Source organism: Bacillus sp. FJAT-18017 (genome assembly GCF_001278805.1).
Taxonomy (GTDB): domain Bacteria; phylum Bacillota; class Bacilli; order Bacillales; family Cytobacillaceae; genus Bacillus_D.
On record NZ_CP012602.1, the window covers coordinates 5,194,318 to 5,205,300 of the forward strand.

Consider the following 10,983-nt stretch of genomic DNA (forward strand, 5'->3'; position numbering starts at 1 on the left):
CAGAGCCTCTCTATTCTTCAAGGAATGAAATCGGCTTACTTACAGGCACCTTCGTGCCACCGAATTCTTGTTCTATATACTTTTGAGTATCGTCATTATGATACAATTCAGCTAATTTCAAGATGCCAGGATCATCCTTTTTATCAGAGGTGGTCACAAGCACGTTGATACTGCTTTTTGTATCTGCGGAAACTTCTTCATGGAACAGGGAGTCCTTCAATACGTTAAGTCCGCCTTCCATCGCGACCGTATTACTAATCAATACAAGATCCACGTCTTGAATCACCCGCGGACCAGTCGTGTCGTCAATCAATTTGAATTTTAGGTTTTTAGGGTTCTCTGCGATATCGTTTACCGAACCTGTCCCCTCATTGAAGCCGTCCTTTAACTTGATCAGTCCGGACGCTTCCAATACTTTTAATCCTCTAGATGTATTGGCCGGGTTATCAGCCAAGGCGACTAGCGCGCCGTCCGGGACGTCATTGATATTCTTGATGTTCTGCGAATAAATTCCCATTGGTTCAAGGTAAGTCGTCGATACCGCAACAAGGTTGGCATTGCTGTCATTATTGTAGCTAACCAAGTAACCCCAGGATTGGAAGGCATTCACGTCAACCTCTCCCTCTTTGGTTGCGTTATTCATTACAACTCCACCATTGATTTCCTTGACTTCGATATTGAGGTTGGCATCCTTGGCCGCCTGAGACTGCGCTATATGCTTCCAAATCTGGGCGTCAGAACCCATTGAACCTATGACGATTGTCTGGCCGTCGCTTGATGCCTTGCTTCCGCAGCCAGTTACCAACAGTGTCAATGTCAAGCCGAGAGCAAATCTGCCCAATAATTTTTTTATATTCATATACTTTCTCCCCCTAGACTAAAATGACATATTATTGCCCTAATGCATTGTCATGCCGCCGGTTACATTGATGGCCTGGCCTGTCATATATGAAGATAATGGGCTAGCCAGAAACAACACGACATTTGCAACATCTTGAACCTCGGCGGTCCTTCCGAGCGGTACCTGTGAGCAATCCTCGGCATAGATTTCCTCGGCGGTCATCTTGCGGATTAATCCGCCTTCTATGCGTTCTCGATGCTTCATCGGCGTTTCGACAATGCCTGGGCATACCGCATTAACCAGAATTTTATACTGCGCAAGTTCAATCGCCATGACTTTCGTTAATCCAAGAACAGCATGCTTGGACGCGCAATATCCACCCATGGTACGATATCCGTTCTTTCCGGCTTGTGAAGCCATCTGTATGATTCTACCCGGCTTCCCGGCCTCAACCATCTTCTTCGCAAAAATTTTGGATACCAGGTACAGTCCGGTGGAATTGATTGAGAATACCTTTTCCCAGTCTTCCAGCTTGCTGTCAATGACATAATTCATCGTAGAAATGCCGGCGCAATTCACAACGATATCTGGTACTCCTGACTGCTCTAATACAATATCTGCCCAGCGATAGATATCTTCTGACCGGGACAAATCCAGCCTGGACTCGGACAACTGCCCGTCAATAACTTTATAATCGTCTGCGTAAGCGAGATCGGCAGAGATTACCTTAGCCCCGCTCTCAAGCAAGATTTGCACGATACCTTGTCCAATGCCTGAATTGCCGCCGGTTACAACCGCAGTAAGTTGCGATAAATCAAGCGTAATCATATCAATTACAATACCCTTTCGAACGGATCTCTGCTAATTCCGGCATGTAGTACAATCTTCGCGTATTCTTGTGCGGAGAACAGCGAATGATCCTTGTAATTGCCGCATTCCAACGCGGAAACGGCCGGAACCTCCGTCGTTTCCAGCACGCGCTTCAACGTTCTTTCCAATGCGGATGCGATTTCTTCCGGATTATGCTCGTTCCAGAGAATCAGGTAATATCCCGTTCTGCAACCCATAGGTGATATATCGATGATGCCTTGAATTTCATCTCTCATATATGTAGCCAACAAATGTTCAAGTGTATGTAGCGCAGCCGTCGGAATCGCATCTTGATTCGGTTGCAGGAAACGCAGATCATATTTTTGCAAGGTACTGCCTTTCTCATCGCGCTCGACTCCCGCAGCTCTGACATAAGGAGCCTTTACGATCGTATGGTCTAATTGGAAGCTTTCTACTTTTGCCATTGTAATTCAGTCCTTTTCCGATAGTATTGTATATTTATTTCAGTACGTAACCCAAGGCAGCATACTGTATAAATCGATATGTGCTAGTTGTTAATGAGTCGATTTTTTGGTGAAATAATCACCGATGAATTGGCATGCAAACACCAGAATCAGAATCAAAATCGTTGCTACAAGTGTAATATCCGTCTGGAATCGGTTATACCCCTGATTAATCGCCAGACTGCCTAATCCTCCTGAGCCAATAGCACCCGCCATTGTCGTCAGCCCGATCAGGTTAATGATCGTAACCGAAGAAGCGCGGATAATTCCTGCCATGCCCTCTTTCAGATAAACACGGAATATAATCTCAATTGGCCCCGAACCCATGGATTGAGCCGCCTCAATAATTCCCGGATCTACTTCTACCAACGCATTTTGTATTTGTCTTGCATAGAAAGGTACTATACCTATGACCAAAGGAACGATAGCCGCATGCATGCCGATCGATGTCCCTACGATAATACGGGTAACAGGAACGAGAACGGCGATGAGAATGATAAACGGAATGGATCTGAACAGGTTAATTACTTTTTCAACGATACTATAAATCGGCCTATTCTCCAGAATCCCACCTTTATCTACGACAACCAGGGTAATGCCAAACAATATGCCGAATAATACGGAAAATAACGAGGTTACGGCCACCATATAAATCGTTTCATATGTGCTCAAGAGGATTTCCTCTCTAAAACTCCATATATTTGGGAAATATTTCATAAAGAAATCGCTCATACTGGATCACCTACTTTGCTGTTCTGCAGAAGACGGGAATTAATCAATTCAACCTCCACCTGAACCGATTGCAAATACTGCAGAGCTGCTTCCAGATCGCTGGTGGTACCCGACATAACAACAATCAGGAAGCCAATCGGTGTCTGCTGTAAAATTTCCACATTAGCGAATAAAAGATTGATTGTCACCCTATACCTAGCGGAAAGCGCCGAAATGATCGGCTCGCTGGTACTATCGCCAATAAAAGAAATCTTGCACAAGATATCGTTATCCTTCAGATGAACCAATGACGGATGCTGTGCGAGCTTTTCCAATGTTTGATCAACTTGCGTCGCCGTATTGATGAAATCACGAGTTAATGCATTTTGCGGACTGCTGAAGATGGAGACGATATCGCCTTGCTCAATGATCCGACCCGCTTCCATCACTGCCACCTTGTTGCATATTTCTTTCACCACTAGCATTTCATGCGTAATAATAACGATCGTTAGGCCGAGGTCTTGATTCAGCTTCTTCAACAATTTCAGGATGGATAGCGTTGTTTTGGGATCCAGCGCACTGGTTGCTTCGTCGCATAAGAGTATTTCCGGGTCATTCGCCAGCGCTCTGGCAATGGCTACCCTCTGCTTCTGTCCACCTGACAATTGAGAGGGATAAGCATCCCGTTTATCCGATAAACCTACCAACTCAAGCAATTCCATAACTTTCTTGGCTCTTTCCCGCTTGGAAAGCTTGGAGCTTTTTAAAGGGTAGTCTACATTGTCAAAGATCGTTCTAGAACTCATCAGGTTAAAATGTTGGAAGATCATCCCGATCTTCTTCCTGGCCACCCGCAGTTCTTTGGGATTCAAGGAGAGCAAATCTTGACCGTTTACTTTTACGCTTCCCGATGTAGGTCGTTGCAGCAGGTTAATGACGCGAACCAGGGTACTCTTCCCGGCCCCGCTGTAGCCTACAATGCCATAAACATCGCCAGCATCAACCTGCAAATTGACATCCTGAACGGCTGTTACCGACTGAGAGCTAGTTTCAAATGTTACGTTAATCGTGGATAAAGAAATCATGATGCCCAACCTCTCCCAAAACGTATATATTCTCAAAACTCAAAAAATTACATTTTAGTAATTGTACATCAGAATACTAGGAATTGAAACAAAAATTTTTAATAGGAGTAGTACTAGCGAAGCTGACACCACCCCTTAAGTAGATGTTAATAATCGGTAAAAATTAAACCATAATTCGAAGGGGGAATTAGTGATTGAAGAGGTTGCTTTCAGAATACGCGTCAAATAGTCCCTACCATAATATAGATACTCCAAGGTAAACAAAAATAAAAAAAGAGGATTCTCAAAAGTTTGTCAACTAATGAGAAAGCCTCTTTTAAATTACATTATGTTAGTATTTTGTTAGCAAACCATTCAAAAGCCCTTATATATCAAGGGTTTGAGGGCTTTATTACATCATGCCGCCCATTCCGCCCATTCCGCCCATGTCAGGCATTCCGCCGCCTGCACCAGCTGGTTCTGGCTTGTCAGCAACAACTGCTTCAGTTGTAAGGAACATAGCAGCAACAGATGCAGCATTTTGAAGCGCTGAACGTGTCACCTTAGTTGGATCAACAATACCAGCTTCAATCATGTTTACCCATTGGCCATTAGCAGCGTTGAAACCAGTGCCGATTTCTTCGCGCTTCAGACGATCAACGATAACAGAACCTTCAAGGCCTGCATTGTGGGCAATTGTGCGTACTGGCTCTTCCATAGCACGAAGAACGATGTTTACACCTGTTGCTTCATCACCTTCAGCCTGGATTTCAGCCACTTTGCTGTATACGTTCAGAAGGGCAACACCACCACCGGAAACGATACCTTCTTCAACTGCAGCTCGAGTTGAGTTCAAGGCGTCTTCGATGCGAAGCTTACGCTCTTTCAATTCAGTTTCAGTTGCAGCACCAACTTTGATAACAGCTACACCGCCAGCCAGTTTAGCAAGGCGCTCTTGAAGTTTTTCCCGATCGAATTCGGAAGTAGTTTCTTCAAGTTGGACGCGGATTTGGTTAACACGGCCAGAAATTGCAGCAGAGTCGCCTGCACCTTCAACAATTGTAGTGTTTTCTTTTGTTACAACAACCTTGGACGCGCGGCCCAGTGACTGGATTGTTGCTGATTTAAGGTCACGGCCAAGCTCTTCAGTAATGACTTCTGCACCGGTAAGAGCAGCAATATCTTCAAGCATAGCTTTACGGCGGTCACCGAAACCAGGAGCCTTAACAGCAACAGCGTTGAATGTGCCACGGAGCTTGTTGACTACCAATGTAGCAAGAGCTTCGCCTTCAACATCTTCAGCAATCATCAAGAGCGGCTTGCCCTGTTGGACAACTTGCTCAAGAACAGGAAGGATTTCCTGGATATTGGAAATTTTTTTATCAGTAATCAAGATAAATGGATTGTCAAGGACAGCTTCCATTTTATCAGTGTTTGTTACCATGTAAGGAGAAGCATAACCACGGTCAAATTGCATACCTTCAACTACATCGAGCTCTGTAGTGAAGCCTTTGGATTCTTCGATTGTAATAACGCCGTCATTTCCAACGCGTTCCATTGCTTCTGCAATCAATTGGCCGACTTCATCATTATCAGCAGAAATCGCAGCAACCTGGGCAATCGATTCTTTTCCTTCAATTGGCTTGGAAATTGCCTTTAATTCCTCAACAGCAACCTTGGTTGCTTTTTCAATCCCTCTGCGAAGAACCATTGGGTTGGCACCGGCTGTAACGTTCTTCAATCCTTCGCGGATCATCGCCTGCGCAAGAACAGTTGCAGTAGTGGTACCGTCACCAGCAACGTCATTTGTTTTGCTTGCAACTTCAGCAACAAGCTTGGCACCCATGTTTTCAAAAGCATCTTCAAGCTCGATTTCTTTCGCAATGGTTACACCGTCGTTTGTAATAAGCGGAGAACCGAATTTCTTTTCAAGAACAACGTTTCGCCCTTTAGGTCCAAGTGTAACTTTAACAGCATTTGCAAGTGCATCTACACCGCGAAGCATCGAGCGGCGTGCATCTTCACTGAACAAAATGTCTTTTGCCATTGTTCAAAACCTCCATGTATTTATTCATAATCCGTCCTGCTATATTAGCCGATGATAGCAAGAATATCACTTTCACGAAGAATCAAATACTCTGCGCCCTGATACTTAACTTCTGTACCAGCGTATTTTGAGAAGATAATACGGTCGCCTTCTGAAACCTCAAGCGCAACTTTTTCACCGTTGTCGAGGACGCGGCCAGTTCCAACTGCCACAACCTTGCCTTCTTGCGGCTTTTCTTTAGCTGTATCCGGCAGCACGATTCCGCTTGCAGTCGTTTCTTCAGACTCAACAAGCTCAATGATAATGCGATCACCAAGTGGTTTTAACATTCGAACAACCTCCTCAAAGCATATGTAGAATTTTTTATTAGCACTCTATCAACTCGAGTGCTAACACAATTATTATAATAATGAATCCTTATTTCTTTTGCAAGCGTGAAGTCAATTTTTTATGAAAAAAATCACCATAAAAGTATTTCCTTTCCCTTAAAAGATATGCGCGAAGCTTTCTTGATTGAAATACACTTTGCTTTATGAAAGAATTAAGGATAGTGCAAAGGCAGGAGATAGAAAGAACCACGCTTAATCCCTGGAAATGAAAGTACTAAGCATTCAAACTAAAGATAAGGGTACTTTATTTATAAAAAGGAGTATTTGACTTGAGACGTGAGTATGGATTTGTCTTAATTGTTTATATTGCAATGCAGCTTTCAAGCCTTGTTGGTGTTCCGCTCCTTGCGTTTTTGATTGCGGGGAATGGGGAAAGCTTACAATCAGCCCGGATTAACGCCATGAACTATTGGATTTTGATCAGCTTTATAAGTGCACTTCTTATCATCCTTTTTATCCTTCGCAAGGAAATGAGGGAATCTCTGAATACGATGCAAGGTGAAGATGTCAGGGAAATCTTAAAATGGGGAATCGGCGGTATTTTTCTTGCCTACTTCGCACAATATGTTGCCATCATCATCGAGCAAATGCTTGGAATAAAACCTGGATCGGAAAATACTCAAGGTATTATGGAGATGATTTTTGGTTTTCCTGCCGTTATACTTGTCACTTCGATAGTAGGGCCAATACTGGAGGAACTTGTTTTCAGGAAAATCATCTTTGGCAGCCTTCATCGCCGCTTTAACTTTTTTATTTCCGCACTTCTCAGCTCTATTATTTTTGCTGCCGCGCATATGGAATTTGAGCATATCCTTTTATATTCCGCCATGGGCTTTACCTTTGCATACCTTTATGTTAAAACCAAAAGAATTATCGTACCGATTTTTGCCCACGTTGCCATGAATACGTTGGTTGTTATTATTCAGATCGTCTTTAAAGATGATATTGAAAAAATAATGCGTGAAGCAGAAAAAATGCAAAACTTCATCGGAGGGTTCCTATGAGACCAACACCATTGTTTTCAGCCTTCATTTATATTCTGTTAGGCGTATTATTTACTTATTTTGCTATAGAGAATGTCAAACAAGAAGGTTGGGGATTCTTTTCCTGGCTCCTCGTTATTTTGGCAACCTTTGATTTGGGAGCCGGAATTAGGATCATCATGTTATATTATAAAATTAAAAGAGCACAGACTGACAAAAAAAAGTGAGCCCATTTAAAGTGGACTCACTTTTTCTCTTCCTCGGTTTCTTCTGAAAGATCTACCGTAGGATAATTTTTTAAGAAATAAATTAATGATTGCAATTCAACCGCTAGATCAATATGATGTACCCTAATGAACGGTGGTACATTCAATCGTGCTGGAGTAAAATTTAAAATCCCTTTTACATTAGCTTCAACAAGTTTATCCGTAATCGGTTGCGCTGCTGAAGCAGGTACAGTTAAAATGGCAACTGAAATGGGGTCTACATTTAAGCGGTTTTCCAATTCATCCATATGATAAATTGGAACATTGCTAATGCTAGTCCCAACTTTTGATGGATCGACATCAAACGCCATCTCAAACCTGGTATTGTTATTTTTTAAAAAGTTATAGTTTAAAAAAGCTGTTCCCAAATTACCTACACCAATAAGTGCAACCTTTGTCAATTCGTCTTGATCGAGTGTCTTTCGAAAAAAACCGAGCAAATAATTGACATTGTACCCATAACCCTTTTTACCAAGCGCCCCAAAATAAGAAAAGTCCCTCCGGATTGTAGCTGAATCAACCTTGACTGCCTCGCTCAGCTCAGCTGATGAAACCCGTTGCTTTCCAGACGAATGGAGATTCTTCAAAAACCTGTAATAAAGTGGCAGGCGTTTTGCTGTGGCCTGCGGTATTTTCATTGTTTCACTCATCCCTTTATCCCCCAATTCTCTTCCATGCCAAGGTAATGTGACTTATTACTTTAGCCCAATTCAGAATCTCGTTTAAAATCCCCATTTTTCCCGCCTGTCTTTTCCATAAGATAAGTTGGGCCAATAACCATTCCCTTATCAATTGCCTTGCACATATCATAAACGGTTAATGCGCATACGGAGGCTGCAGTTAGCGCTTCCATCTCCACACCCGTATTCCCTTTTGTTTTCACGCCAGCGGCTATTTTCAGCCTATGTCCCTCTTTTTCTTCTTCCCATAGGAACGTGATGTCCACACCCGTCAGAGGAATGGGATGGCACATTGGAATAATTTCAGACGTCTTCTTTGCAGCCATAATTGCTGCCACCTGGGCTACCGCAAGAACATCTCCCTTTTTCATTTGATTGTTGGTAATTCGTTCGTATATTTCGTTATTCACTAATATGCTCGAATAGGCAACTGCGGTTCTAACTGTTTCAGGCTTATTGCTGACATCTACCATCCTTGCCCGGCCTTCTTCGTTAAAATGGGTGAATTCAGCCATTGCTATACTCCTCTCGAGTGCGGTTCCTTGTATTTAACCGTTCAGTTATCCATAGTATGGATATTATTATTAGTTTCTTATTGAATAATACACTATTTTCCGCAAATTGTGTATGGGCTATGTTTTTTGAATCACAAGTTCAAGGCAGCAAAAATTCATGCCAGGTACGGTTATTGCCGTTAAACGGGGGATACGTTACACTTTAATAGTAATGAGGTGATTACTAATGATCTTGCTTCAAGTCAACCAAGTTGCAAAATACTTTGGTGCTGATCTTATTTTATCTAATATAAAGCTAGAACTGCAAACCCGGGACCGGGTTGCGCTTGTCGGGAGGAATGGAGCTGGAAAATCCACGCTCTTAAAAATCATTGCTGGCCAAATCAGCCACGATGGTGGAGAAATTATCAAGCCAAAAGATGTCACTATCGGTTACCTTGCTCAAAATACAGGTCTTGAATCAAGTCTCTCAATTTGGGATGAAATGCTGAAAGTATTTGAGGAGGTACGCAAGCTAGAGGCCTCGTTGCGCTTACTTGAAAACGAGATGGCAAACCCGGCAGTTTTTGAAGATGCAGTTAAGTATGAGAGGATACTTAAAGAATACGATGGCCTTCAAGTCCGCTATAAGGAACAAGGTGGATATCAATACGAGGCAGACATACGTTCAGTCTTGCACGGTCTGAACTTTCAGAGCTATGATTATTCAACCAGTATTTCAAGCTTGAGCGGCGGCCAAAAAACCCGGCTTGCTTTAGGAAAACTGCTCCTTCGTAAACCGGACATCCTGATTTTGGACGAGCCAACCAACCATCTTGATATTGAAACACTTTCCTGGCTTGAGCAATATTTGCAAGGTTATGACGGTGCAATTTTAATTGTATCTCATGACAGATACTTTCTTGATAAGGTTGTTAACCAGGTTTACGAACTATCCCGAATGCAAATTCAGAAATTTACCGGGAATTATAGTTCATATTTAGTTCAAAAAGCCGAAAATTATGAGCGTGAGTTAAAGCTTTTTGAAAAGCAGCAAGATGAGGTTGCAAAACTCCAAGATTTTATTCAGCGAAATATAGCCAGGGCATCCACGACAAAGCAGGCCCAAAGCAGGCGAAAAAAGCTTGAAAAAATCGAATTAATGGAGCGGCCATCTGGGGATGAAAAATCTGCAGTATTCTCCTTTGAAATTGAACGGCAAAGCGGCAATGATGTTCTCCAGGCTGACGCACTTTCGATAGGCTATGAACAAGCAGTATCTAAAAATGTTACTTTCAGCATTACAAAAGGAGACAGCATTGCCCTAGTTGGGCCAAATGGGATTGGCAAATCAACATTACTTAAAACCATCGTCAAGCAATTGCCTGCTATTTCGGGTTCAATCCGGTATGGTACTAATGTCATAATAGGTTATTATGATCAGGAACAAGCAAACTTAAAATCCAATAAGCGCGTCCTGAATGAACTTTGGGATGATTATCCACTAAAGCCTGAAAAGGAAATTAGGACAATTCTGGGAAACTTCCTATTCTCTGGTGATGATGTTCTTAAGCCAGTTTCTGCATTGAGCGGCGGGGAAAAGGCAAGGCTCGCCCTAGCGAAACTTATGCTGGAAAGATCAAACTTTCTAATCCTTGACGAACCAACCAACCACCTTGATCTTGATAGCAAGGAAGTATTGGAAAATGCTTTAATTGATTATCCTGGAACCCTCTTGTTTGTTTCCCATGACCGTTATTTTATTAATCGAATTGCCACAAAGGTTATTGAATTAAATAAGGCGGGTTGTAACGAGTACCTTGGTGATTATGATTATTTCCTGGAGAAAAAGCAGGAAATGCTTGAAATTGCTGAACTGGAAAAAAAGGCGCAAATAGATAGTGAAACTAGTACAGATACTGCGAAGTCTACTTTTCAAAAGGACAAGGAATCAAAGAAACTTGATAGACAGCGGAAACGAAGACTCGAGGAAATTGAAAACCGCATTGAGGAATTGGAAGGAAAAATTGATAAAAATGAGACTCTCCTTTGTGACCCTGAGGTTTATCAGGATCATGAACGGGTACTGGCTATTAATCAGCAAAATGAACAGGTACGGTCCGAGCTTGACAGCCTTCTCGAAGAATGGGCCGAATTAGCAGAATAAAGCGCAG

The 10,983-nt window shown here is 42.5% G+C and carries 12 protein-coding genes; 3 read left to right on the plus strand and 9 right to left on the minus strand.

Annotated elements, in window-relative coordinates:
• Window positions 1-10 precede the first annotated feature (10 nt).
• The 7 genes from AM500_RS24315 to groES form a co-directional block, all read right to left on the minus strand.
• Window positions 11-859, minus strand: a complete 849-nt coding sequence (locus AM500_RS24315) for a MetQ/NlpA family ABC transporter substrate-binding protein (RefSeq protein ID WP_082347369.1) — start codon at window positions 857-859, stop codon at window positions 11-13.
• Window positions 860-898: 39 nt separating this feature from the next.
• Window positions 899-1,669 carry an SDR family NAD(P)-dependent oxidoreductase gene (locus tag AM500_RS24320; protein WP_053601527.1) on the minus strand — a complete coding sequence of 257 codons (771 nt, stop codon included), beginning with the start codon at window positions 1,667-1,669 and terminating at the stop codon, window positions 899-901.
• 5 nt (window positions 1,670-1,674) lie between these two features.
• Complete coding sequence (locus AM500_RS24325; RefSeq protein ID WP_053601528.1) at window positions 1,675-2,136, minus strand: S-ribosylhomocysteine lyase; 462 nt, start codon at window positions 2,134-2,136, stop codon at window positions 1,675-1,677.
• A gap of 90 nt (window positions 2,137-2,226) precedes the next feature.
• Window positions 2,227-2,847 carry a methionine ABC transporter permease gene (locus AM500_RS24330; protein ID WP_231688085.1) on the minus strand — a complete coding sequence of 207 codons (621 nt, stop codon included), beginning with the start codon at window positions 2,845-2,847 and terminating at the stop codon, window positions 2,227-2,229.
• 56 nt (window positions 2,848-2,903) lie between these two features.
• Window positions 2,904-3,971, minus strand: coding sequence for a methionine ABC transporter ATP-binding protein (locus AM500_RS24335; RefSeq protein ID WP_053601530.1), 1,068 nt, complete (start codon window positions 3,969-3,971; stop codon window positions 2,904-2,906).
• A 391-nt stretch (window positions 3,972-4,362) separates the two neighbouring features.
• Entirely contained in the window at window positions 4,363-5,997 is a 1,635-nt protein-coding gene (gene groL / locus AM500_RS24340) for a chaperonin GroEL (RefSeq protein ID WP_053601531.1), read from the minus strand.
• A 44-nt stretch (window positions 5,998-6,041) separates the two neighbouring features.
• Entirely contained in the window at window positions 6,042-6,326 is a 285-nt protein-coding gene (gene groES / locus AM500_RS24345; protein ID WP_043932677.1) for a co-chaperone GroES, read from the minus strand.
• Window positions 6,327-6,655: 329 nt separating this feature from the next.
• On the opposite strand from groES, the gene AM500_RS24350 reads away from it, so the two are divergent.
• On the plus strand, window positions 6,656-7,390 hold the full coding sequence (locus AM500_RS24350; protein WP_053601532.1) for a CPBP family intramembrane glutamic endopeptidase: 735 nt from the start codon (window positions 6,656-6,658) through the stop codon (window positions 7,388-7,390).
• The gene (locus AM500_RS24355) at window positions 7,387-7,596 is read left to right on the plus strand and encodes a YdiK family protein (RefSeq protein ID WP_043932679.1); all 210 of its coding nucleotides are present in this window, start codon (window positions 7,387-7,389) and stop codon (window positions 7,594-7,596) included. Before AM500_RS24350 ends, AM500_RS24355 begins: the two co-directional genes overlap by 4 nt.
• 17 nt (window positions 7,597-7,613) lie before the next feature.
• Here the strand turns inward: AM500_RS24355 and AM500_RS24360 are convergent, their stop codons facing one another.
• Together AM500_RS24360 and moaC are read right to left on the minus strand one after the other, a co-directional pair.
• A complete protein-coding gene (locus tag AM500_RS24360; RefSeq protein ID WP_053601533.1) occupies window positions 7,614-8,285 on the minus strand; it encodes a redox-sensing transcriptional repressor Rex in 672 nt (223 codons plus the stop codon).
• A 50-nt stretch (window positions 8,286-8,335) separates the two neighbouring features.
• Window positions 8,336-8,830 carry a cyclic pyranopterin monophosphate synthase MoaC gene (gene moaC / locus AM500_RS24365; RefSeq protein WP_053601534.1) on the minus strand — a complete coding sequence of 165 codons (495 nt, stop codon included), beginning with the start codon at window positions 8,828-8,830 and terminating at the stop codon, window positions 8,336-8,338.
• Between the two features lie 226 nt (window positions 8,831-9,056).
• Here moaC and AM500_RS24370 point away from each other — a divergent pair, with 226 nt between their 5' ends.
• Entirely contained in the window at window positions 9,057-10,976 is a 1,920-nt protein-coding gene (locus tag AM500_RS24370; protein ID WP_053601535.1) for an ABC-F family ATP-binding cassette domain-containing protein, read from the plus strand.
• Window positions 10,977-10,983 lie beyond the last annotated feature (7 nt).